This is a genomic window from Desulfofundulus thermosubterraneus DSM 16057, from assembly GCF_900142025.1.
GTDB lineage: Bacteria > Bacillota > Desulfotomaculia > Desulfotomaculales > Desulfovirgulaceae > Desulfofundulus > Desulfofundulus thermosubterraneus.
In genome coordinates this window covers 79,002-103,593 of record NZ_FQZM01000007.1, presented here as the reverse complement: position 1 = coordinate 103,593, position 24,592 = coordinate 79,002, and the positions used below count along the sequence as shown (strand labels likewise).

Below are 24,592 nucleotides of genomic sequence, written 5' to 3'. Positions count from 1 at the left end.
ACGTGGCCTTGGAATACTCCAAGCAGCGGGTGCAGTTTGGCCGTCCCATTGCTGAATTCCAGGCCATCCAGTTCATGCTGGCCGACATGGCCACCCGGATTGATGCCGCCCGGCTGCTGGTTTACCGGGCCGCCCGGCTGAAGGACAAGGGGCTGCCCCACTCCAAGGAAGCCTCCATGGCCAAGATGTACGCCACGGACACGGCCATGTTTGTCACCACCAACGCGGTACAGATCCTGGGCGGTTACGGCTACTGCAAGGAGTACCCTGTGGAGCGGTACATGCGCGATGCCAAGATCACCCAGATCTACGAGGGCACCAACCAAATACAGCGGCTGGTCATTGCCAAAAACCTCCTGAAATAGGAACGACTCCCACCAGCGAAAAATTTATTTTAGAAAGGAGACATGCTATGAACCGCCGGCGACTGGAGAAAGGATTCGTGCACGTGTACACCGGCAACGGCAAGGGCAAGACCACCGCCGCCCTGGGGCTGGCCCTCCGGGCCATCGGCCACGGCTACCGGGTGTTCATGCTTCAATTTATGAAGGGGAGCAAGGAATACGGCGAGATTAAGGCGGCTGAAAAGTATTTACCCGATCTGACCATAGTGCAATCGGGCCTGGAAACTTTTGTGGATAAGGAAAATCCTTCTCCGGAAGACATCGCCCTGGCCCGGCAGGGTCTGGATATGGCTCGCAAGGTGATCATGGAAGGTAATTATGACCTGGTTATCCTGGATGAGATCAATGTGGCTGTTGATTTTGACCTGATCCCTCTGGATGCAGTTTTAGACCTGATTCGAAATAAGCCGCCCCACGTGGAGTTGATCCTCACCGGCCGGTATGCCCATCCCAAAATCATCAAGGCGGCCGACGTGGTAACCGAAATGCACCTGATCAACCATCCCTATTATGACGGCGTTGAGGCCCGGAAAGGCATTGAATACTAGGAGGGGATCCCATGAACAACCTGGTAGAAAAAATGCTGCAGGGCGACCGGCGCAGCGCGGCCAAGCTAATCACCTTGATTGAAAATGATGCACCGGAAAAAAGGGATGTTTTAAAGCAAATATATCCCCATACCGGCCGGGCCCATGTGGTGGGTATCACCGGGTCCCCGGGGGCAGGCAAAAGTTCCCTGGTCGACGAACTAACCAGGGAAATCCGCGGTGAGGACCTGAAGGTGGGCGTGATTGCGGTGGATCCCACCAGCCCCTTCTCAGGTGGAGCCCTTCTCGGAGACCGCATCAGAATGCAGGAACATGCCACCGACCGGGGAGTGTTTATCCGCAGCATGGGCACCCGGGGCAGCCTGGGAGGGCTGGCCGAGGCCACGCGGGATGCGATCAGGGTGCTGGACGCCTTTGGATGCGACGTTATCCTGGTGGAAACGGTGGGGGTTGGCCAGTCGGAACTGGACATAATGCACCACGCGGATACTACCCTGGTCGTCCTCACCCCCCAGGCGGGAGATCACATCCAGACCATCAAGGCCGGGATCATGGAAATTGCCGATATTTTCGTGATCAACAAAGCCGACCTTGAGGGGACCCGTAAAATGGTCACCGATATTGAAGCTATGCTGGACTTAAGTCCGCTGGTGAACGGGTGGCGTCCTCCGGTGGTGACCACCATTGCCATAGACCACCGGGGCATCCCGGAACTGTGGGCTACCATTAAAAAACACAGGGCCTGGCGTAAGGGTAACAAGGGCGAAACAAACAGGGAAAGGGTGCGCCGGGAGCTGACGGAAATAATTCAGCGCCAGCTTGCGCACCTGATTTCCCGAAATCTGGACAGGCATTACGAACACCTGGTGGAAAAAGTGGCCGCGCGCCAGCTGGATCCATACTCGGCAGCCATGGATATAATTAGACAATCCTGGAAAGGAGGATTAACGCAATGAACGATCAACCGAAAGGGATCAAGGAGGGCCTGGAAAAATGGCGGGAATGCCGCTGTCAGATGAAGGACCGGGACTTCCGGTTTGAAACCGTTTCCGGCATGGAAGTTAAAGACCTCTACACTCCTCTGGACATCGAGGATCTTGACTATGAGCGGGATCTGGGGTTCCCCGGTGAATACCCCTTTACCAGGGGGGTTTACAGGAATATGTACCGGGGCCGGCTGTGGACCATGCGCCAGTTTGCCGGCTTTGCCACGGCCAAAGAATCCAACAAACGCTATAAGTATTTGCTGGAAAAGGGGCAGACAGGGTTAAGTGTAGCCTTTGACATGCCCACCATCATGGGTTACGACAGCGACCATCCCCGGTCCCTGGGTGAAGTAGGCCGGGTGGGCGTGGCCATTGACTCCCTGCAGGATATGGAAACCCTTTTTGACGGCATCCCCCTGGATAAGGTGAGCACCTCCATGACTATCAATGCCCCGGCTGCCGTCATCTGGTGCATGTATATTGCCACCGGGGAAAAACAGGGCGTGCGACCGGAAAAGCTTACCGGCACCATCCAGAATGATATTTTGAAAGAATACATCGCCCAAAAGTCCTGGATTTTCCCGCCGGAACCCTCCATGCGCCTGATCACCGACATATTTGCCTATGCCAGCCGTCACGTCCCCAAATGGAATACCATCAGCATCAGCGGCTATCACATCCGGGAAGCCGGCTCCACAGCGGTGCAGGAACTGGCCTTTACCCTGGCCGACGGTTTTGCCTACGTGGAAGCCGGCATCAAGGCGGGGCTGAATGTGGATGACTTTGCCCCCCGCTTGTCCTTCTTCTTTAATGCCCATATCGATTTCTTTGAGGAGATCGCCAAGTACCGGGCCGCCCGGCGCATCTGGGCACGGCGGATGAAGGAAAAATACGGCGCCAAAGACCCCCGCTCCTGGTTGTTGCGTTTCCACACCCAGACGGCTGGTTGCAGCCTGACCGCCCAGCAGCCGGAAAACAACATTGTACGCACCGCCTACGAGGCCCTGGCTGCCGTGCTGGGAGGCACCCAGTCCCTGCATACCAATTCCATGGACGAGGTACTGGCCCTGCCCACGGAAAAGGCGGTACAGATTGCCCTGCGCACCCAGCAAATCCTGGCCTATGAGACTGGGGTGGCCAATGTAATTGATCCCCTGGCCGGTTCCTATTACGTGGAAGCCCTGACCAACAAAATGGAAGAAGAAGCGGAAAAATATTTTGAAGAGATTGAAAAGCGTGGCGGTGTCCTGGCCTGCATCGAACAGAACTTCTTCCAGCAGGAAATTGCCGACGCCGCCTACCGTTACCAGCGGGCTCTGGACAGCAAGCAGCGGATCCTGGTGGGTGTAAATGAATTTGTCAATCCCGATGAAAAGCTGGAGATCGAAATCTTAAAAATCGATCCCAAAATTGAACAGGAACAGGTGGCCCGGTTGCAAAAGCTGCGCCGGGAGCGGGATAACATCCGGGTCAGGGAAACCCTGGAGGCCCTGCGCCGGGCTTGTGAGGGGACGGAAAACGTCATCCCCTACATCCTGGACTGCGTGCGGGCCTATGCCACCGAGGGGGAAATAATCCAGGTCATGCGGGAAGTGTTTGGGGAGTATAAAGAGAAACCAACGTTCTAGCAGGAGGCAACAAGGCAATTTTCCTTTCAACCCATACCGAATACTTGACTGGTGAAGGAGGGCAAGTAAATGGCCAGAAAGATCAGAGTGCTGGTTGCCAAACCAGGCCTTGACGGCCACGACCGCGGTGCCCGTGTTATCGCCCGGGCGCTGCGGGATGCCGGTATGGAGGTAATCTATACCGGTTTGCACCAGACACCGGAACAAATCGTAGAGGCCGCAATCCAGGAAGATGTGGACGTGGTTGGTTTAAGCATTCTTTCCGGGGCCCATATGACCCTTATTCCCAGGGTGACACAGCTGCTCAGGGAAAACGGTGCCGATGATATCATTGTCATTGGAGGAGGTACCATCCCCGAGGACGATATAAGGGCCCTTAAGGAAGGCGGTTGGGTTAAGGAGTTGTTTACTCCCGGCACCCCCCTGGAAGCCATCGCCGAATGGATCCAGTCCAATGTAAAGGTTTAATTTATCATAAATGTTCAGTTAAACCGGGGGAACCATACATTTTACGGTCCCCCCTTTTCGATGTCCACTAGCACCCGCAGCCACTGCTGCCTTCGGGCGCTGGTATGTCTTTTTCCACAATCTCCAAAAGACACCTGAGGGCATAATCCACCTCGTCAGGCCGGTTAAAATACGAAAAGCTGAAACGGACCAGTTTTTGTTCAAAAGTACCCAGTGTCCGGTGGGCGTCGGGGGCGCAGTGCAGCCCGGCCCGGCAGGCAATGTTATACTTTTGGTCCAGAATGGTGCCAATATCCCCCGCCGGCCGATTTTTTACGGCAAAGGAAACCACCGGAACCTGGCGTGCTGCATCCCGTGGTCCGTATACCCGTATGCCTTCAATTTTCTTGAGTCCTTCCAGGAACTGCCCGGTCAAATCCTGCTCGTGCCGCCTGATTTTCTCTATACCCTCCCGACGGATAAATTTAACCCCCGCCCCCAAACCGGCCAGGCCCACCGTGTTCAGGGTGCCGCTCTCGTAGCGCTCGGGCAGCACCTCCGGCTGGCCTGGCACATCCGAGTGGCTGCCGGTCCCCCCTTCTTTTAACGGCGTCAGTTCCAACCCCCCGGCCACATACAATCCCCCCGTCCCCGGCGGGCCGAACAGGCTCTTGTGGCCGGGAAAAGCCAGTAGGTCAATATGCATCGCCTCTACGTCAACATCCAGCACCCCCGCCGTCTGAGCGGCATCCACAATGAAGCGCAACCCCTTTTCCCGGGCCAGGCGGCCGACTGCGGCCACGGGCATGATGGTTCCGGTCACATTGGAGGCATGGGTCATGATAATGGCTACGGTATCAGGCCGAATAGCGGCGGCCACATCTTCCACCCGGATGGCCCCGGTATGGTCGCAGGGCACCTTGGTTACCTCCACCCCCCGCCCCTGCAGGACATGGAGGGGGCGGGTAACCGAATTGTGTTCCATGGAGCTGGTAACCACATGCTGCCCGGGCTTTAGCAGCCCCTTGATGGCCAAGTTCAGGGCTTCGGTGGCATTTAAGCCAAACACGATGCGGTCGGGATCCCGGATGTTGAACAAAGCGGCCAGTTCCTTCCTCGTTTCATCCACCAAGCGGTTGGCTGCCAGGGCCAGTTTGTGCCCCGCCCGCCCCGGGTTGGCCCCCACTTCCCGCAGGCAATGCTCCATGGCCGCCAGCACTTCCGGCGGCTTGGGCCAGGAGGTGGCCGCGTTGTCGAAGTAAATCAATTTATTTTCTCCCCCTTTTCCCCCCTGGTGAAATGGCCTTGCTTTTTTAATATAGCCGTTTTACTGACCAGTATATGCAATAACCCTGGGGCAAATAGGGGGCAGGGAATTACCCATCCTTACGCCTTAGCCCGCATCCCGCAAGTAGCGTTACAGTCGTGTTCGAAAAGCAAAATAACATTAACAAAAAACGAACCGGCGGATTTCACATCTAACCTTCCACCAGCCCCCGCTCAATTAACTTTGCCTTTACCGTGGGGTAATAGTCAAGGTTGGTGTGGGGTAGAAATTTGCTCCCGATGAATTTATTCATAAAGACCTGGTTGGCGTTGAGCTCGAAATAAGTGATGTTGCGGGCAATGGCCTCAGCCTCCGCGCGCTTCCGGTTGGAGAGCAGCACCAGCCGCGCCCCTTCTCCCGAAGCGTTGCCCAGGCGTACCATTTTATCCCGGGGCAAATCGGGGTAAAGGCCGATGGTGATGGCCGACTCCAGGTGCAGGTACTGGCCAAAGGCGCCGGCAGCATAGAAGCGGCTGATGTCGGAAAGATCGCAGCCCACACTTTCCAGCAACAATTCCAGGGCAGCATTAACCGCCCCCTTGGTGCGCATGAGATTGTTGATGTCCACCTGGGTAACCACAATGTCCTTGCCGGTAGCCGATTCCGACGCGGGCACCACCACGAACTCCCTGCGCCCGTCCTTGAAACGCCCCGCCCGGTCGACGATACCCACCAGCAAAAGTTCCGCCAGGCAGTCCACCAGCCCGGAGCCGCAAATGCCCATGGGGGGCGCACCGCCGATGGTTGTGTAGCGGACCTTGCCACTTTCGGGATCGATAGACACGCTGTCTATGGCCCCCGGCTCAGCACGCATGCCGCATTCCGCCACACCACCCTCCAGGGCCGGCCCGGCGGCCCCGGCGCAGCCCACCAGCCAATCCCGGTTGCCCAAAATAATTTCCCCATTGGTACCAATGTCTACAAACAAAGAGAGCTCCGGCTGCTGGTGCAAACCACTGGCCAGTACGCCGGCAATCACATCCCCGCCCACGTAACTGCCCACGGAGGGGAGGCAGTAGACGGGCGCCAGGGGGTTAATTTCCAATCTCAGCTGCCCGGCAGGTATAAGGCCCGGGTTGTTTACCACCGGAATGTACGGGGCCATGCAAATGCGGGAGGGGTCCAGCCCCAGAAACAGGTGAACCATAGTGCTATTGGCACCTACGGCAACGGCGCTGATCTCGCGCCCGGCCAGTCCATGCTCGCCAGTTAACCGCCTGATCAAACCGTTCAGAGTATCGAGGATGGCCCGTTGCAATTGCTCCAAGCCCCCGGGCGTGCCCGCCAGGTATATGCGGGTGAGGATGTCCTCCCCCAGGCCAACCTGCCCGTTGTAATCCGCTGCCGTGCCCATAATTCGCCCGTCGTGCATGTTCACCAGGTAAACCACCACGGTGGTCGTGCCGATATCTACGGCCAGGCCGTAATGGCGTTTGACGGTATCTCCGGGCTCCACATCCACCAGGTTCCATACCCCGGGAGCCCCCGCCCCTACTGTGACTGTTACCCGCCAGTCCGCATCCCGCAAAACAGTGGGAATGCGGCGCATTGCCGCCAGGGGCACAACTACCGGCCCCAATAACTTCTCTAAAGCCGCTGCCAGCCTGTCCACATCGGCCCGGTTATCTTCCAAACTTGGTTCCGGGAGCTCCAGGTAAATTTTCCTGGTCAGAGGATCTAAAGCGATCTCTTCCCTGGACACACCGCCAGTTAAAATCACCACTTTGTCCGCCACGTTATACACCTCGTTTAACCACTCTGATGCCAGAATTATAACATAACTCTCTTGGGAAGAATGATTTCTTTTCTTGATGTTGATCATTAGATTTGTTCTTTGTAACAAAATCGTAACAGTTTCCCAACTACTTTGTGATAATTGAAGGGTATAATAAACCCAGATAAGAATTCCAGCTCAAGGAGGTGAATCCCATGAAAAAGAAACTGGTGATCATCCTAGCCACCATCCTGGTCCTGGCCATGGCCGTCCCGGCCCTGGCAGCCACGGTATCCGCCGCCCTCACTCCGGAGCAGGCCAAAGAGTTGAGCGCCCTGCATCAGCAAATAATCAACCTGAGAAAGCAAATGATAGACAAGTACGTGGAATATGGCCGGCTCACCCCGGAACAGGGGCAGCAAATTAAGGCCAACCTGGACGCCAGGCAGAAATTCTTTGCCGAAAATCCCGACCGTTTTGCCGGGTACGGCCCGGGCGTCTGCCCTGGTTTCGGCCCCATGGGCGGGAGGGGCGGTTGGGGGAAGGGTCCCGGCTGGGGGATGATGGGCGGTTACTGGAACAGTAACCCCAACCCCGCACCCTCCACCGGCAGTTAATACCGGAAATAACCAAGGAGGGCTGGTACCTCAAAGGTACCGGCCCTCTTTTTTCATGTACCGGAATCCCCCGGTCCCCGGTTGTCCCTTGCTGTAAAAGAGCTCTCCAGGATAACGGCCTGCATATGCAAGTTATGGGTCCGGCGAAGAACCTTTAAAACAGCATTTTTCATGTATCCATCAGAGCGGCTTCCAGGGCGATGGTAAAGGTAGCCCCCTGCCCCGGTTCGCTATCTACCTTGATTTCCCCGCCATGCAGGTCGATGATCTGTTTGGCAATGGCTAGGCCCAGGCCGCTCCCACCCCCAGCACGCCGGCGGGAGGGGTCACCCTTATAAAACCGTTCCCAAATGAGAGGTATTTCATGGGCGGGAATCCCCGGCCCCGTATCTTTTACGGCAATTTCCACCTTGCCGGCCACCTGCCGGGCCGCAACTTCCACCCGGCCACCGGCAGGCGTAACCCTCAGGGCATTATCAATCAAGTTATATAGCACCTGGGCCAGGCGATCGCCGTCGCCGCAAACCGGCGGCAAGTCATCCGGCAAATAAACTTCCAGGAGTGTACCCTTTTCCCCGGCCACGCCGGAAAACCGTTCCACCACTTGGTTAACGAGCGCTTTTATATCCACCGGCTGTTTGCGCAGGGTGATCCGCCCTGATTCCATGCGACGAAGATCCAGGAGGTCATCCACCAGGCGACGCAGGCGTAAAATTTCTTCCAATATGTTTTGCAGGTATTCCCGGCGCTGGCCTTCATCCCGAGCCAGGCCGTCCAGGATGGCCTCGGTATAACCCTGCATAATGGTCAGGGGTGTGCGCAACTCGTGGGAAACGTTGGCCACAAATTCCTTGCGTGCGGCATCGAGCTTTTGTAAAGCGGATATTTTTTCCCGCAATTCCCGGGAAAGGGTGTTAAGTGATTGGGCCAGGGCCCCGATTTCGTCCCTGGAACGTACCGTCACCTGGCGGGTAAAATCTCCCCGGGCCATGGCCTGAGCAATCCGATTCATTTCCACCAGAGGCCTGGCCAGGGTGCGGGAGAGGAGGAGGCCGAGCAATGTAGCCATTACAGCCCCCAGGGCCAGGGCATAAAAGCTGGATTGCTGTAAGGCCTTAAGGTTTGCGGCTAGGGGAGCCACCGGAGCATGAATAAACAGCGCTCCAAAGACCTGTTTTCCCTTTTGCAGGGGAATGCCGGCTACCACCACATCGGCATTAAAAAAGGGGTTATATTCCCGGCGCACAACCCTTTCACCGGCCAGCACCCGTTGGATCTGTTCCCGGTCAAAGGGCATCATGGCGGCCAAACCCCCCCCTTCACCGCGACTGACAGGCGGTGTGGGGCAGGGCACACCATTCATTGCCTCTTGGCCAAACCGGAATTGAAAGGATTGCTCCTTACCCGGAGATGCCCCGTCGCTTGCTCCACCTCGCCAGGGCGCTCCCTGACCCCGGCCACCCCCGGACCAGGGGGCTCCCCCCATGTGGGGCATCATGTGGCCCATGCCCATGGCCTGCCAGTGCTCGACGTAGCCCCGCGGGTCAACCACCATCACGCTGGCATTCATCAACCTGGCCAGTAAGTCCACCTGCCGGGCGGCCAGGTAGGGATCCTGCTGTTCTACCAGGATCTCCGCCAGTCTTTCCCCTTGTACCACCAACCTGGCCGTTTGCTGTTCGTAATAGATTTTTTCCAGAATACCGGCCTGGATCAGCGCGGATAACCCCAGAACCCCTACCACCAGGACCAGCATGGCCAGCCAGAGTTTCCCTACAATTCCCCGTACCTTCATTTGTTCACCTCGAATTTATATCCCACACCCCATACGGTGACAATGTACTGGGCTGCTCCTGGAACCCGGGATAACTTTTCCCGGAGCCTGGTTATATGGGTATCCACCGTCCGCATTTCACCAAAAAAATCATAACCCCAGACCTTTTCCAGCAACTGTTCCCGGGTAAAGACACGGCCTGGTGATAGGGCCATCGTATAAAGCAAGTCGTATTCCTTGGGAGTAAGGTTCACCACCTGTCCGTTTACTTCTACCTTGCGAGAAGAGGGGTCGATGGTCAACCCGTCATAAACGAGAACCTCCGGCTCGTTTTTTTCCCCGCCAAAACGGCGCAAGACCGCCTTCACCCGGGCCACCAGTTCCCGGGGGCTGAAAGGTTTAACCACATAATCATCGGCCCCCAGTTCCAGCCCCAGCACCCGGTCAATCTCATCCCCCCGGGCGGTGAGCATAATGATGGGCACCGGGTTATCCTGTTTGCGGATCTCCCGGCATACCGTCCAACCATCGGTATTGGGCATCATAAGATCAAGAATCACCAAATCAAAATGTTCCCGGGCGAGGTAATCCAAAGCGGAGGCTCCATCGGTGGCCTCCGTTACTTTAAACCCTTCCTTTTCCAGATACATACGCACCAATTCTCTGATCTTAGCCTCATCATCGGCTACCAGGATTTTTTTCATTTAGATCCCCCCGGAAACAATATAACATAAAAACATTTAGGCATAAAACTAAGGCATAAAACTAAGGCATAAAATTGGGGCCCACCACTTCCGGTGCGGCCCCGGGCTTTAAATCGGCTGCCCTGTCGGTCCCCCAAACCAGGAACAAAAACGGATGACCAGCCTAACCAGGGGATTTTTCAAACTACCCTGCAGGCGACGGTATTGTTCCTGGCAGCGCTGCAGTTCCTTCTGGGTAAAGCGCAGGGAACGTTGTGCTTCTTCCCCCTTTTCCAGCGCCTCTTTCAAGTCGTTGCTTAAAAGGCTGATTTCTTCCCGCAGCTGTCTTTCCTCCTGTAAGGCCATTTCCTGAGCCCGCTCCAGTTTTTGCCTGAGTTCGACAATTTCCGTCTGCAGCTCCGCCACCCTGGTGGCATGCTGTTCCTTGAGCTCAGCTAATTTGCTCTTGTTTTCCCGGTCCCGCTCTTTATATTGCTGCAGCTTGGTAAACATGGTTTCCAGACTGGCCTGGTTCTTGGCCAGCACCTGGCGCAACTGGGTGATTTCCTGTTCGCCGTCCCGGGCCCTTTTTACCCAAAGGCGGCATTGATGCAGAATACTGTTGGCCTTGGCCTCCAGCTTGTTGATGTGCTCCCGGTAGCGTAATATTTCCTTCTTGCGCAGGGAAAGGAGCAAATCCTTTTCCGCCATCTGGGTCACCAGGTATTCATGATGGGCCACTTCCTCTGCCCGCTGGGCAAGGGCCGCCGCTGCCTCCCGGTAGGCGGCATTGACCTCTTGCAGTTGCTGCTCCAGCGTGCTGATCTTTCTGCGCCAGCGCTCCCGGTCCCGGTGCCAGCGTGCCTTTTGACGGTTCAAAGCGGCCAGGTAGCGTTTCGTCAGGGCCTCGTAGGCCGACTGTACACCGGGGTTGTAGGTCCATACCCCTTCCCCCACCAGCTCGAAATAGGGAAACTTCCGGAGCACCCCCTCGATGGCTGTTACCGTGGTTTGGCGCCAGGCATTGACCACTTCATAAATCTGCTGCAGGCTTAAACCCTGAGGATGGGTTTTTAGAGCCTTGATCACCAGATGTTTCAGGGCGTACTGCCCGGCCTCCACCTCCCATTCGGTCAGCCCCCAGTAACCGTTGTCCAGCTGAATAAAGCGCCCATCGGAAATGAGGCTGGCTTCCTCGGCCACCAGGCGCTTGTTTTTCTTGTTTTTACCCCAAGCGGCACCCTTGAGCTCCTTTAAACTCATGGGTTTCTGGCGCTTGAGCAGCAGGGCGTAAAAAGCATCATTTTCCCGGTTCCCTTCCAAATCCAGGTGCCAGGCGTTACGGTTATCCACAAAAAAACAGGAATGTTGACGCAAACAAAGCACGACCTTTTCTTCCACTTGAGAGAGGGTGTAATCGCGCATCATCCGCTTGTGCACGTAGGGAGTTAATTCCGCTACGGTTAAGGAATCAAAGAAAAACAGTGTCTTCTTTAAAACATCGGTCAGGGAATAGAGTTTTCCTTCCATGGCAAAAAGACCACCTTCCTCCTAACTTCTCTAGAAATAATGGATCTATTCCCTGACGCATATTGTTTCCCCTGCAAAGATATGCCACTTTTTACCACTTTTTTCCTGCACAATTCTACAGAAAAATTTCTGTTGTCAGCTAGACGACAGGTAGGTTATAATTGGATCAAGCAAACGGTTGAATTAAGGGGCTGAATGGTCAAATACAACCCTGAACGTTTTCGAGCATGATAATCTCCACCCACTGGTTTTAGGACTGAATGGTCAAATACAATCCTGAATGGCTGGATGGTCATTCCGGGCAAAAAACATCGGAGGTGAACATCATGTGCACCGCCTGTGCGGAGACAGTAAATACGTTCCAGGTAATTATTCCCCACGGGGTAGCCGTTTTAGAAGGACCTGTAAGCGGTGATTACCTGGGCACATTAACCTTCGATGAAAAATTAAATAATTTTCGCCAGCCGGAAAAACAAAAAGCTGCTCTGAAGGAAATAGCCGATCTGCCGGAAGGCATGGTTTACATTGTGCGCGTAGGATCAAAGGTCGTCGGTTATGTCACTTTTCTGCCGCCGGACCGCCATAGCCGCTGGAGCAAGCACCCGCGGGTGTTGGAGCTGGGAGCTATTGAAGTCAGCCCGGACTGGCGTGAATATAAACTGGCCCGGAAGCTTTTAGAGTTGGCCTTTTCTAACCCGGTAATGGAGAGCTATATTGTCATTACCATAGAGTTTTGCTGGCACTGGGATCTGCGGAACACGGGCCTTGACGTGTGGCAGTATCAGAAAATGCTGGCTAAACTTTTTGGCTCGGCAGGAATGCAAAAGGAACTCACCGATGATCCCGATATCCTGGAACACATAGCCAACGTGCTCATGGTTCGCTACGGAAAGCGGGTACCCCAGAAAGATATTGAACTATTTAAGGAAATGCTCTTTATGCGGCAAGGGGTGTTCTTCCGGGAGCAGTGTAAATAAAGGTTAAAAAAGAGTTAAAACCTCTCCCGCTGGTGGAAGAGGTTTTTTCGTTTACTTAAGGCTGTAGTTGGGAGCTTCCTTGGTGATAACCACATCGTGGGGATGGCTTTCCCGCAAGCCGGCCGGTGTGATGCGCATGAACCGGGTTTTGGTTTTGAGTTCGTGGATGTTCCGGCAACCACAATAGCCCATGCCGGCCCGCAAACCTCCGATAAGCTGAAAAACAGTTTCTGACAGGGGTCCCCGGTAGGGAACGCGCCCCTCCACTCCTTCCGGAACCAGTTTGAGCTGGTGCTCCTGAAAGTAACGGTCGCTGCTGCCTTCTTTCATCGCCCCCAGGGAACCCATGCCCCGGTAGACCTTATAGCTGCGTCCCTGATAAATTTCAATTTCCCCCGGGCTTTCTTCCGTTCCGGCAAACAGGCTGCCAATCATCACCACGTCCGCCCCGGCGGCGATGGCCTTAGTAATATCCCCGGAATATTTAATCCCGCCATCGGCAATAATGGGCGTATTGTGCGCCATGGCCTCCTGGGCGCATTCATAAATGGCGGTAATTTGGGGTACTCCCGCACCGGCCACCACCCGCGTAGTGCAGATGGAACCGGGCCCGATGCCCACCTTGACCGCATCGGCGCCGGCCCGGATTAAATCCCGCGTTCCTTCGGCGGTGGCCACATTACCGGCAATCACGGCCACCTCGGGATATTTGCGCTTGATTCTGGCCACGGTTTCCAGCACCCCCTTGCTGTGGCCGTGGGCGGTATCCACCACAATGGCGTCCACACCGGCACGAACCAAAGCATCTGCCCGTTCTTCCGTATCGGCGCTGACGCCCACCGCCGCCGCCACCAGAAGCCGTCCCTTTTTGTCCTTGGCCGATAAAGGATACTGGCGCGCTTTTTCGATATCCTTGATGGTTATTAGCCCCCGCAGATTAAAATCCTCATCGACAATGGGCAATTTTTCCACCTTGTGCCGTCGTAAAATTTCCTTGGCCTGCTCCAGGGTTGTCCCCACCGGAGCCGTGACCAGGTTGTCCTTGGTCATTACTTCCCCTACCGGTTTACTGAAATCCCGCTCAAACCGGAGGTCCCGGTTGGTCAGAATACCTACCAGTTTACCGTTGACAGTGATCGGTACCCCTGAAATGCGATAACGTTCCATTAACAGCAGGGCTTCACTGATGGGGCTTTCCGGGGACAGGAAAATGGGATCGGAAATTACTCCGTGTTCCGAGCGCTTGACCCGGTCCACTTCCAGGGCCTGCCGTTCAATGGACATATTTTTATGGATTACCCCGATCCCGCCTTCCCGGGCAATGGCAATGGCCATGCGGGATTCGGTCACCGTATCCATGGCAGCGCTCATCAGGGGGATATTTAGCTTAATATCCCGGGTGAGGTAAGTGGTGGTGTCCACATCCCCAGGCAATACCTCGGATTTTGCCGGAATAAGCAAAACATCGTCAAAGGTAAGGCCGAACTTGGCAAATTTTTCTGGGTACAGCATAAATCCCTCCTCAATTCTTGCCCTTTTTATATTCGTTTATTATAGCACAACCCGTCCTTTCTGTGCGAGAAAGTATAGTTAAATTTTTTTACATAAAATACCATGGTCCTGGGTTGACTTTATTATAGACCCAGGACCTTTTTTAAAGAGGGCTCTAATTTGTAATTCTCCCTCAAATTGACAGGATGATCGTCTATATGGACGGAAACAATAAGGTTGAGGAGGTGTTGCCGCATGCCAAACCAGAACCAATTATTGGTACCGGCAGCTGACTTCCGCCTGGATGCCTTGAAATATGAGATAGCCAATGAACTGGGGTATCCGTTGCATGTTGGTGAGCGCGTGGCCACTCCCCAGAACTGGAACCGCATTTTAGATCAAATGAAGTACGAAATCGCTCAAGAATTGGGACTCACGCCACACATTAAAAACGGTTACTGGGGAGACTTGAGCTCCCGGGCCTGCGGCGCCGTAGGTGGACGTATCGGCGGCAAACTGGGCGGCAATATGGTCCGGCAGATGATTCTGTTTGCCGAACAAAACCTGCTCAAGTAGTTGTTGGCCGGGGAGGTGGCCTAACCACCTCCCTATTCTCTTCCACAATGGAATCTGTTTGAAGAACAGAAAAAACAAAATCTGGTCCTAATCCTGCCCCATAATGGAACCAATACCATACCGTTCGAAACGGTCGCGCAAATGATAAATAAGTTTTTCGGTCACCCCAAATTCAGCAGCCATTTCCGCATCGCTCTTGCCGTCTTTCAACCCTTCGATGAATTCATCAAAATCTATGCCCACTTCCCCGGTCTTTGTTTTAAGGCTTGGTTCGGTACTCCATGGGACGCGGGAACGGATGTATTCCTCCATGGCCATCACTCCTGGTTGCTTTTTTATATTGTCCCATGGGTGATGTTTTTTATTACTATAATAAATTTAAGCCGCCCAAATTTTGTGGAATCCGAAACCTAATAACTATACTATAAGCCGGCACGGTAAACCCGTGCCGGCACGTTTTTCCCCTAGTGGCGGTTGGGGTAAGAAATGATCTTTTTTTCCCAGGTGCGAAAGACCACCTGCTTGTCGTCCCGGAACACCATATACTTGGGTAACACGGGTGTTTTCCCTAGGCCACCCGGGGCGTTGATGATATAGGTTGGTACGGCCAGCCCGGAGGTGTAACCCCTCAGTTTTTCCATAATCTCAATTCCCTCATCCACGGAGGTAATAAAGTGCCTGGTTCCTTTGACCTCTTTGGCGTGAAAGATGTAATAGGGACGGACGCGGATGCGCAAAAGGGTTTGGTTCAGTTTTTTCATCACATGGGGATTATTGTTGACCCCTTTCAGCAATACGGCCTGGTTACCCAGAACCACACCCGCCTTAACCAGGCGATCACAGGCCTCCTTTACTTCCGGTGTGATCTCCAAGGGGTGATTGAACTGGGTGTTGATGTATATGGGCGGGTGCTTTTCCAGGATGGTACACAGCGCGGGCGTAATGCGCTGGGGCATGGTCACGATGGCCCTGGTCCCGATACGCTTTATTTCCACGTGGGGGATGGCATCCAGTTCGCTCAATAACCAATCCAGGCAACGATCACTTAAAAGCAGGGCATCGCCGCCGGTAATCAGCACGTCCCGGATTTCCGGATTAGCCCGGATGTAATCCAGTGCTGCCTTGAGGACTTCCCTGGGCTGGTGCCGGTCTATTTCCCCGATATTGCGGCGCCGCTGGCAGTGGCGGCAATACATGGCACACTGATTGGTTACATTGATAATCAGGCGGTCGGGGTAACGGCGGGTAATGGCCGGTGCCGGGTTGGTAAAAGCCTCGGCCATGGGATCTTCACTGCCACCACTATCGTTTAACTCGGCCTCCTGGGGCACTGACTGCAGCCAGATGGGGCCACCCGGACGGTCAACGGCCAGCAGGCTGGCGTAGTAAGGAGAAATGGCCCACCGGAAACGTTTTCCCACTTCAGCAACACTCTGCCGTTCCTCAGGTGTTAAGTCCACGATCTGGCTCAACAGCTCTACATTGGTAATGCGGTGGGCCATTTGCCAGTGCCAGTCTGCCCACTGCTCTTTCCCGGCATTGAAAATAGCCAGGATTTTTTCCCGGGCTGCTTCCAGCGGTTCTGCCAGATCAAGACCGGTTAATATCTTATCTTTAACCTGCAGGTAATCGCGAATACGCTCTTTTAGCTCCCGGGCCCGTTCCAGGGAGATGCGACGTTTTTCTTCGGAATCAAATCCAGCCGGAGGCATTGGAAAAATTGCCATTTTTAACCCCTCCTTATGCAAAGTTTTACCAAACACGTAAAAAACCCCCAGGAATTTTTCCTGGGGTGGAAGACAGCAAGCAAATACCCAGCTCCGGCACACAGGCACAGAAAAAGCCGTGCGCCAGCCCAAGCACATGTCCTCCCTTCCACGCTTACGAAGTTAGCTGACGGGTTCGGGTTGAAAGGATAACCCTACCCCCGGGAAACTTGGTAAAACGCCACGCATCACGGGCGCCTCGTTTCCAGGGGGATTCACCCCAGGAAAATGGGTCCTCCGCTTCTTTGAGTAAAGAATTAAGCGTTCAGGACATAAAATATTTAATTGTTAATTTCCTTAAATTGTATCATCTTTAGAACAAATTGTAAATAGCTTTTGAGTATAATCAGCAACTGGGTTCCTTTCCGGTTAAGTGGCTCTTGCCCACCGGCCTCAAAGCGTCCCATAAACGCCGGATAATCCTTTCACCAATACACTGATGAGCCGGCGTACCATCGAAACGGAACATTTCCTGATAGGGAATGAAAAGGGTGAAATAATTATCGGCATCAAGATTGCCTAACAGGTCAACCTTTGCCTTCATGTGAATGCGCAGTCCGTCCTCTTCGTTTACAAAAATCATTTCAACGTGTTCAATGTGCCGAAAATCGGTGGGTGTACCGGGACCGGAACAAAATTTAAATGCCTGCTGCCGGGAGGTAGAGGTAAGGCCACAGGAGGCAAAACCCAAATGCCAGGACAAGGCTTCCCATACGGCAGTGATGGCCGGGGAAGGCCTTATGGTCAGTTCGATCATGCGGGTGACATCGGGGGCAAAGGCAATCACCACCTGCACACGTAAAAAACAACGGTGGTGATCACTGCTGATGGCCAGGTTCAAGGGCAGGTGCAAGGTGAAAGGCAATTCCAATACTTTGCCCGGATCTACGGTCACTTCCCTGGCCAGGTCCATTTTGGCCGCGGTTTCCCTTTGCCGGTGACGTCTCTTCTCCCCTTCCTCTCCCTCATGCCATTCCTCCAATAATTCCAGCTGTATCCCCTTGATGCGCCGGGAAGTTTTTACCGCTTTCAAAAGAACTTCCCCTTGTATCGTCCCTCCCTGGACATACTCCAGGGACGGCAAACGCACATCCAGGGAGAGATCGGGGAAAACTTTCCTTTTTAAGTTATCCCATAAACTCAAAAACCCCCACCCTCCCCCCCAGTAAATTGGCCATCTGCTAATTATTCGCTGTGGGGGCAACTAATTCCTGCCGTTGGCAAACAGAAGGTAAGGAAAGGGAGGCGTCGGCCAGGCCGTAAACCCGGCTCAACAATTCCACCGTGTGCATTACGGGAATAAAAATACCCGCCTGGTTCAGGCCGTACTCAATTTGCAGGCGGCAGGAAGGACAGCCCGTAACCACCGCTTGGGCACCGGTAGCCTTGATGTTTTCTACTTTACGCTTGAGTATTTTCATGGAAAGCTCGTAATGGGTAATGCCGAAGGAACCCGCCGAACCACAGCACCGGTCGCTCTCAGCCATTTCTTTGAGGGAAAGCCCCGGAATTGCGGCCAGAATTTTTCTCGGTTCCGACGAAATGCCCTGACCCCGTTTCAAATGGCAGGGGTCGTGGTAGGTGACAACCAGGGGTAGTTTTCCGGCAGGTTCCCGGAAGCCGACTGTATGCACCAGAAAATAAGATATATCCTGGACTTTGTAGCTAAAGTCCCCTGCGGCATCTTCCCCAAGCAACTCTCCGTAACTTTTCAACATCTCGCCACAGGTAGGGCAATCAGTAACGATGCAATCAACACCCGTTTTCATAATACTTTCCACATTGCGCCTGGCCAGTTCGCGCACTGTCTGGCTGTCTCCGGCAGTCAGGGCAGGCATCCCGCAGCAGTACTGCTCGGGAAGCACCACCTGGACGTTGTTTTCGGCTAACACGTCCAGCACGGCCAAACCCGTCTGATGATACACGTACTGGGTCATGCAGCCGGTGAAATAAGCAACCAAAAGTGAAGGTTTTTCCAGCTTTTTTATTTGCACCAACCGCCTGAAAGGGGCTACACGGGCAGGCGGCAAAAGGCCTTCCTTTTTGGACAAACGCAGGCCCGTTGCCCGGTAAGCCGCTAAAACCCTGGCTAATAGTTCGAGCCTGTGATTGTAGCGCAAAACGTTGCGCAGAATTGACTTCTTGATGAAAGGCAGCCCTTGTTTGTGCGCCGCCTCCTGCCTGGCCCAGAGGACAAGCTTATCTACTCTTACGCCGTTCGGACAGTGAGCAACACAGGCCTTGCACAGTAGACAGCTTTCCATAATCTCCCTAAACCGCCGGGAAAAATCAATTTGACCTTCTATAGCAGCATTGGCCAGCTGCACCCTGGCCCGGGCCACCCAGGACTCGCTCCCCATCTCGGAAAAAACGGGACACACTTCCCGGCACGACCCGCATTTACTGCAGCGGTTTATCTGGTATTTGGCGGCGCCAGCATCGTCGTTCAACTGCTGATCCCTCCAAAGATTTTGCCCGGGTTTAGAATGCCCAGAGGATCCAGGGTTTCTTTAATCCGTCGCATCACTGCTACACCCGCTTTGCCAAATTCCATTTCCAAAAAGGGAGCCTTGAGCAGGCCTATTCCGTGTTCACCGGACAGCGTGCCGCCCAGGGAAAGGGCCAGCTTGAACATTTCCTCAATAGCTGCTTCCGCCCGTTCCATTTCCTCCGGGTTGCTTTTATCTATTAAAAGATTGGGGTGCAAATTGCCGTCTCCGGCATGGCCAAAAATAGCAATAACCAGGTCGTGTTTCCTGGCAATCTCCTTGATACCCCTGATCATAGCCGGGACATTGCTCCGGGGGACGGTGGCATCTTCGGAAATTTTGGTAGGCTTGACCTGCACTACAGCCGGGGAAACGGCCTTCCTTGCCCTCCACAGTTCCGCCCCTTCCGCTTCTGTTTCGGCTACCTTCACCCTGGCAGCACCGTGCTGCCGGCACAGGGCGGCTATGGTCTTGACCTGGCCGGGCAGGGATACCGCCGGGCCGTCCACCTCCATCAAAAGAATGGCTTCCACATCAAGGGGCAAACCAATATGCAAAAAATTTTCCACGCAGCGAATGGTCACATCGTCCATTATTTCCAGGGCAGCGGGAATTACCCCGGCGCCAATTATGGCGGTTATGGTCTTGGCCGCATCTTCGATGGTTTTAAAGTCCGCCCGGATGGTTTGCCTGGCCTGTGGTTTCGGGAGCAGGCGCAAGTTAGCCCGGGTGATAATGCCCAGCGTACCCTCGGAACCCACGAAAAGACCGCGCAGATCGTATCCGCAGACATTTTTTACTGTCTCGCCCCCGCACTGAATTACTTCCCCGCTGGCTAGAACCACCTGGACACCCAACACATAATCCCTGGTCACGCCGTATTTCAACCCCCGGGGGCCCCCCGCGCACTCGGCAATATTGCCCCCAATGGTAGAAACATTGGCACTGGAGGGATCGGGTGGGTAAAAAAGTCCCATATTTTCCACCGTTTTGTGCAGGTGGGCGGTAATGACACCGGGCTCCACCACGGCCAGCATCTCAGCGGGGTCTATTTTAACAATCCTGTCCATGGCCGTCAGGTCAATGACCAGGCTCCCTTCCAAAGGCACGGCACCACCGCTCAAACCGGTTCCAGCCCCCCGGGGTACCACAGGAATTCTCTCTCGAGAAGCCAGTTTCACCACCGCCGCCACCTCTTCGGTTGACGAAGGGCGTACCACCACCCCGGGAACACCGGTCTTAAAAGTGCCATCGTAGGAATAGCAAAGGCAATCTTCCGGGGAGGTAAAAACCTTTTCTTTGCCCAGGATCCTTTTCAGGTGTTTAGCAAGATTTTTCATGCTCCTATACCTTTCCAGCAGGTAAAGTCCCCATTACCCCATTCCCATAACCAATACGATGTCACCCTACCTTATCCTGCTTTTTTCTTTTTCTTAAAGCATCTTGAAACAAAAAAAACCTGCCGGGAAGGCAGGTTTAGTTCGGTTAAGCCGTCACCCGGAATGAGCGGGTGGATTCCAGGGGTTCTACCACCGTCACCCGAGAGCCGTGTTCGGCCGCCCAGAGAATCTGAGATACGAGGGTGCCCACGTCTCCTTCCCAAATGATCTTGGCAGGCAAGGCCAGGGGAAGGCAGAACTCCGGGCGGTCGCCATAGCGCAGGCACACTTGCATGTGCAACCGCTCCCCCACGGAACGAAGCGGAGCAACGCGCGTTATCCGCCCATCCCGGGACGACAGTTCGTCCTGGACCTGAGCCAGCAGGGCATTCAGGCTAGAGTCCCACAGACTACTGCTGTACATAAAAGACACCTCACTTACTACTCTGGGCTTTTTTTATTATATTAAGAGAGCCACGGCGGGTAAATTTTCTAAAGGCCAACAACCAAAATGAAGCACCTAACTGACATCAGAAAAGCTAAGTGGTAAACTTTGAGGGGGCCTGGCCGCAATAGTCTCTTCTTTTGCCATTCAACCGGCTTTAAGGCAGTTTTAAAGGAAAAAGGTAATTTGGTTTTATTTACCATTGAAGTAGTTGCATATAACCTGATGAAAGGGTAATAATACGAACAACAGGGTCGGTAATGGCCGAGCCAAGACTGCTACAGGGTCGCAAATGGCTCTGTAGCAGTCGGCCAAAGGTTGATATCGGGTCGCATAGGCTCGATATCAGCCGGCGGGCAGATCAATGGATGTTCCGGCAGGCTCGGTAGCAGTCCGAAGGATTGCTACCGGGTCGTAAGGGATATCCCCTGATCGAGCTAAGATCAGTACAGGTGCCGGAAGTATTTTTGTCGGTTTACGACCAAAATAGTGAGGTCTGGTGCAGTCGAGAGATTGCATCCGGCTTCCCAGGTATCTGTACTGGTCGAGCAAAGGTCATTACGGGTTCCGTAATGGTCCGCGGTAGCCGAAAGGTTACCGTAGGCTATGCAGGGATGCGTAATGGCTGTAGCGCAGGTCATTACCGGCTCGAAAAAGAAACCCTTCTCCAATGGAGAAGGGTTTCTTATTTGAACTAATGCCGGTACGCTGGTCTCCGCTCACACCAGTGCTCCGCCCCGGCTCCTCAGGACCTTCACACAACGGGGGCACAAGGTGGGATGCTCCTGATCCCGGCCAACTCCAGGATGATACATCCAGCACCGCTCACATTTTTCTCCCGGCGCCCTTTCTACCACTACCGCCAGCCCCGGGATTGTTTCAGAAACCACCGCCTTTTCCGGCAGGTCCCCGGTCCACTTTTTCAGCTCCACGGCCGAAACGATGAAAATTGTAGGCAGATCCCGGGCCCTGGACAGAAAATCGTACATTTCCTCCCGGGCGTACAGGACCACTGCGGCCTCTAAGGAGTTGCCAATCACTTTTTCCCGCCGGGCCGCCTCCAGGGCCCGGGTAACCTCTCCCCGCACCGCCAGCAGGCGCTCCCATTTGGCTTCCAGTTCCACATCCAGATAATCCTCGTTCACCTGGGGCATGTCGGTTAGCTGGACACTTACCGGCGCATCCTTTTCTTTCGGGGCATAGCGCCAGATTTCCTCCGTGGTAAAGGCCAGAATGGGTGCAAGCAAACGTACCAGGGCATGTAATACCTGGTAGAGCACAGTCTGGGCCGCCCGGCGTTCCGGGGATTGGGCGGGGGTGGTGTAGAGCCGGTCTTTAATCATATCCAGATACAGCGCGCTCATATCAATGGTACAAAAGTGATGAATGGTATGGAAAACCACGTGGTACTCGTAATCCCTGTAGGCAGCTAGCACCCGTTCCATCATCCGGTGCAGGCGCAAAAGAGCCCAGCGATCCATCTCGGGAAGCCGGTCATAGGGTACCTGGTCGCCGGGTCCGAAGTCATACAGGTTCCCCAATAAAAACCGGCAGGTATTGCGGATCTTGCGGTAGGCTTCGGTCATTTGCTTGAGAATGTTCTGCGATACCGCCAGATCACCCCGGTAGTCGGCAGAGCTCACCCACAGGCGCAAAATATCGGCACCCATTTGATCGATAATCTTCAGGGGATCGATAACATTACCCAGGGATTTGCTCATCTTGCGGCCCTGCTCATCAACCACAAAACCGTGAGTGAGCACAGCCCGGTACGGGGCCCGACCCCGCACCGCCACCGCCGTGGACAGGGAACTGTTAAACCAGCCCCGGTGCTGGTCGCTGCCTTCCAGGTAGAGATCCGCCGGCCAGCGCAGTTCCGGCCAGATGTCCGGTTGCTCCAGCACGCCCACGTGGGAAGTGCCGCTGTCAAACCAGACATCCATGATATCGGTTTCCTTGGTAAACTCGCCGGCTCCGCAGGACGGGCATTTGAACCCCGGGGGAAGCAGTTCCACTGCTTCCCGCATAAACCAGATATCCGACCCGTGCTCCTTAAACAACTCCTGCAGGTTGGATATGGTTTCTTCGGTAATAATTTCCTTACCACAACCGGTGCAGTAAAAGATGGGTATGGGTACGCCCCAGGTCCGCTGCCGGGAAATGCACCAGTCGCCGCGGTTGGCCACCATATTGTAAATGCGCTCTTCTCCCCAGGCCGGGATCCAGCGCACCTGGCGGATGGCCTCCAGAGCTTTCTGGCGAAAGCCCTCAATAGAAGCAAACCATTGTTCCGTAGCCCGGAAAAAGACCGGTTTTTTACAGCGCCAGCAGTGGGGGTACTGGTGGTTTATGGTATCGCTTTTGAGCAGTTTACCCCTGGCCCTTAACTCGGCAATGATACCCTCGTTGGCGTCCGTATAAAACTGCCCGGCAAACTGCCCCGCTTCCCCGGTAAAACGCCCCCGGCCGTCAATGGGAGACAGGATGGGCAAACCGTAGCGCTGCCCCACCAGGTAGTCTTCGTGGCCGTGGCCCGGAGCAGTGTGCACGCAACCGGTACCGGCATCCAGGGTAACGTGATCCCCTAAAATGACCAGGGAATCCCGTTCAATAAAGGGATGCCCCAGAACCACGCCCTCCAGGTCGCTGCCGGCAAACTCTTCTTTAATGGTCCAATCATTGAGTCCCACAGCCCGGGCAAAAGAAGGCAGCAGTTCTTTAGCCACCACATATTCCTCTTCCCCGGAGGCCACCAGAACATAGGTAAAATCGGGATGCAGGCAAACGGCCACGTTGGCAATTAACGTCCAGGGGGTGGTAGTCCAGATGACCACCTGGCTGCCCGCCGGCAAACGCCCTTTTCCATCCTTTACGGGAAAACGAACATAGATGGACGGGGACTTTTTATCCTGATATTCCACTTCCGCCTCAGCCAGGGCCGTTTCACAGGTGGCACACCAGTAAACGGGTTTTAAGCCTTTGTAAATGTAACCCCGGCGGGCCATTTCCCCGAAGACGCCAATTTGCGCCGCCTCATAGTGGGGCATCAGGGTGAGGTAGGGATGCTCCCAGTCTCCCCGTACGCCCAGGCGCTTAAACTCCTGCCGCTGGACGTCCACAAATTTCAAGGCGTATTCCCTGCACTTGTGCCGGAACTCCACCGGGTGAACGGCATGCCGGTTTAACCCCAGGTTTTTAATGGCCTGCTGTTCAATGGGCAACCCGTGGGTATCCCAACCGGGCACATAGGGGGCATCGTAACCGGCCATGGAATGATACTTGACCACAATATCCTTGAGTACCTTGTTCAGGGCAGTTCCCAGGTGGATGTGCCCGTTGGCGTATGGCGGCCCGTCATGCAGAATAAACTTGGGCCGGCCGGCATTTTTTTGCTGCACCAACCGGTAAATATTAATTTCATCCCAGAACTTTAAAATTTCCGGTTCCCGCTGGGGCAGATTGGCCCGCATGGGAAAATCGGTTTTGGGCAGGTTTAAGGTCTGGCTGTAATCCATCAGTAACCACCCCAGTTTACTTATAATAGTTCAAGTGTCTCCGGCTAAAATAGAAAAAATCCCGCCCCAAGGGACGGGATCTTCCCGCGGTACCACCCTTATAGACAGGTTAACGTTCCCTAACCTGTCCCCTCGTTTTGCCGGTAACGGCGGCCAGCCGTCCGGGCCTACTAAACGGGGATAACCCCGCCGTTCAGCCGGCACCTCCCGGGTGATTTTCGCCATGGCTTCCTGTACCCGGTTTCCAGCTTCCCCGGGCTCTCTGCAACAGGAGGGACCTGGCTACTCGTCCCGTT

At 54.6% G+C, this 24,592-nt stretch carries 21 protein-coding genes, 1 riboswitch and 1 other annotated feature (1 of these 23 running past the window's edge); of the genes, 8 read left to right on the top strand and 13 right to left on the bottom strand.

Annotated features, from left to right (window positions below; translation table 11 throughout):
- The 5 genes from BUA65_RS03495 to icmB all read left to right on the top strand — a co-directional run.
- Positions 1-365 (top strand): acyl-CoA dehydrogenase family protein (locus BUA65_RS03495; RefSeq protein ID WP_278246262.1); only part of this gene is annotated, 365 nt, incomplete at its 5' end.
- A gap of 47 nt (positions 366-412) precedes the next feature.
- Positions 413-952 carry a cob(I)yrinic acid a,c-diamide adenosyltransferase gene (cobO, locus tag BUA65_RS03490; protein ID WP_072867376.1) on the top strand — a complete coding sequence of 180 codons (540 nt, stop codon included), beginning with the start codon at positions 413-415 and terminating at the stop codon, positions 950-952.
- A gap of 11 nt (positions 953-963) precedes the next feature.
- Entirely contained in the window at positions 964-1,908 is a 945-nt protein-coding gene (gene meaB, locus BUA65_RS03485) for a methylmalonyl Co-A mutase-associated GTPase MeaB (protein ID WP_072867375.1), read from the top strand.
- The gene (locus tag BUA65_RS03480; RefSeq protein WP_072867374.1) at positions 1,905-3,566 is read left to right on the top strand and encodes an acyl-CoA mutase large subunit family protein; all 1,662 of its coding nucleotides are present in this window, start codon (positions 1,905-1,907) and stop codon (positions 3,564-3,566) included. The genes meaB and BUA65_RS03480 overlap by 4 nt, the downstream gene beginning before the upstream one ends.
- A gap of 69 nt (positions 3,567-3,635) precedes the next feature.
- Positions 3,636-4,034 (top strand): coenzyme B12-dependent isobutyryl CoA mutase small subunit, encoded by a 399-nt coding sequence (gene icmB, locus BUA65_RS03475; protein WP_013822304.1) that lies wholly within the window; start codon positions 3,636-3,638, stop codon positions 4,032-4,034.
- Positions 4,035-4,101: 67 nt separating this feature from the next.
- Here icmB and BUA65_RS03470 read toward each other — a convergent pair whose 3' ends face one another.
- On the bottom strand, positions 4,102-5,280 hold the full coding sequence (locus BUA65_RS03470; protein WP_072867373.1) for an aminotransferase class V-fold PLP-dependent enzyme: 1,179 nt from the start codon (positions 5,278-5,280) through the stop codon (positions 4,102-4,104).
- Between the two features lie 211 nt (positions 5,281-5,491).
- Positions 5,492-7,084 carry an ASKHA domain-containing protein gene (locus BUA65_RS03465; protein ID WP_072867387.1) on the bottom strand — a complete coding sequence of 531 codons (1,593 nt, stop codon included), beginning with the start codon at positions 7,082-7,084 and terminating at the stop codon, positions 5,492-5,494.
- Positions 7,085-7,269: 185 nt separating this feature from the next.
- Between BUA65_RS03465 and BUA65_RS03460 the strand changes: the two genes are divergently transcribed.
- Positions 7,270-7,671, top strand: a complete 402-nt coding sequence (locus tag BUA65_RS03460; protein ID WP_072867372.1) for a YckD family protein — start codon at positions 7,270-7,272, stop codon at positions 7,669-7,671.
- Between the two features lie 169 nt (positions 7,672-7,840).
- Here BUA65_RS03460 and BUA65_RS03455 read toward each other — a convergent pair whose 3' ends face one another.
- From BUA65_RS03455 to BUA65_RS03445, 3 genes are all read right to left on the bottom strand, one after another.
- The gene (locus BUA65_RS03455; RefSeq protein ID WP_072867371.1) at positions 7,841-9,466 is read right to left on the bottom strand and encodes a sensor histidine kinase; all 1,626 of its coding nucleotides are present in this window, start codon (positions 9,464-9,466) and stop codon (positions 7,841-7,843) included.
- The gene (locus tag BUA65_RS03450) at positions 9,463-10,149 is read right to left on the bottom strand and encodes a response regulator transcription factor (RefSeq protein WP_072867370.1); all 687 of its coding nucleotides are present in this window, start codon (positions 10,147-10,149) and stop codon (positions 9,463-9,465) included. The genes BUA65_RS03455 and BUA65_RS03450 overlap by 4 nt, the downstream gene beginning before the upstream one ends.
- A 108-nt stretch (positions 10,150-10,257) precedes the next feature.
- Positions 10,258-11,658 (bottom strand): phage-shock protein, encoded by a 1,401-nt coding sequence (locus BUA65_RS03445; protein ID WP_072867369.1) that lies wholly within the window; start codon positions 11,656-11,658, stop codon positions 10,258-10,260.
- A 326-nt stretch (positions 11,659-11,984) separates the two neighbouring features.
- On the opposite strand from BUA65_RS03445, the gene BUA65_RS03440 reads away from it, so the two are divergent.
- Positions 11,985-12,635, top strand: a complete 651-nt coding sequence (locus BUA65_RS03440; protein ID WP_072867368.1) for a GNAT family N-acetyltransferase — start codon at positions 11,985-11,987, stop codon at positions 12,633-12,635.
- Between the two features lie 51 nt (positions 12,636-12,686).
- On the opposite strand, the gene guaB is transcribed toward BUA65_RS03440, so the two are convergent.
- Positions 12,687-14,144, bottom strand: a complete 1,458-nt coding sequence (gene guaB, locus BUA65_RS03435) for an IMP dehydrogenase (RefSeq protein ID WP_207543845.1) — start codon at positions 14,142-14,144, stop codon at positions 12,687-12,689.
- Between the two features lie 237 nt (positions 14,145-14,381).
- Here guaB and BUA65_RS18980 point away from each other — a divergent pair, with 237 nt between their 5' ends.
- Positions 14,382-14,702 carry an alpha/beta-type small acid-soluble spore protein gene (locus BUA65_RS18980; protein ID WP_072867366.1) on the top strand — a complete coding sequence of 107 codons (321 nt, stop codon included), beginning with the start codon at positions 14,382-14,384 and terminating at the stop codon, positions 14,700-14,702.
- A gap of 87 nt (positions 14,703-14,789) precedes the next feature.
- Here the strand turns inward: BUA65_RS18980 and BUA65_RS03425 are convergent, their stop codons facing one another.
- From BUA65_RS03425 to ileS, 7 genes are all read right to left on the bottom strand, one after another.
- Positions 14,790-15,014 carry a helix-turn-helix domain-containing protein gene (locus BUA65_RS03425; protein WP_013822292.1) on the bottom strand — a complete coding sequence of 75 codons (225 nt, stop codon included), beginning with the start codon at positions 15,012-15,014 and terminating at the stop codon, positions 14,790-14,792.
- Positions 15,015-15,166: 152 nt separating this feature from the next.
- Positions 15,167-16,429 carry a glutamate 2,3-aminomutase gene (gene eam, locus BUA65_RS03420; RefSeq protein ID WP_072867386.1) on the bottom strand — a complete coding sequence of 421 codons (1,263 nt, stop codon included), beginning with the start codon at positions 16,427-16,429 and terminating at the stop codon, positions 15,167-15,169.
- A 136-nt stretch (positions 16,430-16,565) separates the two neighbouring features.
- A riboswitch (cyclic di-AMP (ydaO/yuaA leader) is annotated at positions 16,566-16,742 on the bottom strand.
- Between the two features lie 72 nt (positions 16,743-16,814).
- Positions 16,815-17,612: a sporulation protein gene (locus BUA65_RS03415; protein WP_072867365.1), complete on the bottom strand. Its 798-nt coding sequence runs from the start codon at positions 17,610-17,612 to the stop codon at positions 16,815-16,817.
- Positions 17,613-17,649: 37 nt separating this feature from the next.
- On the bottom strand, positions 17,650-18,918 hold the full coding sequence (locus BUA65_RS03410; protein ID WP_084062008.1) for a (Fe-S)-binding protein: 1,269 nt from the start codon (positions 18,916-18,918) through the stop codon (positions 17,650-17,652).
- Complete coding sequence (locus BUA65_RS03405) at positions 18,915-20,297, bottom strand: FAD-binding oxidoreductase (protein ID WP_072867364.1); 1,383 nt, start codon at positions 20,295-20,297, stop codon at positions 18,915-18,917. The genes BUA65_RS03410 and BUA65_RS03405 overlap by 4 nt, the downstream gene beginning before the upstream one ends.
- A gap of 145 nt (positions 20,298-20,442) precedes the next feature.
- Entirely contained in the window at positions 20,443-20,760 is a 318-nt protein-coding gene (locus BUA65_RS18040; RefSeq protein WP_131821453.1) for a hypothetical protein, read from the bottom strand.
- 740 nt (positions 20,761-21,500) lie between these two features.
- Complete coding sequence (gene ileS / locus BUA65_RS03395; protein WP_072867362.1) at positions 21,501-24,296, bottom strand: isoleucine--tRNA ligase; 2,796 nt, start codon at positions 24,294-24,296, stop codon at positions 21,501-21,503.
- Positions 24,297-24,362: 66 nt separating this feature from the next.
- Positions 24,363-24,592: a binding site (T-box leader), on the bottom strand (it continues 12 nt past the right edge of the window).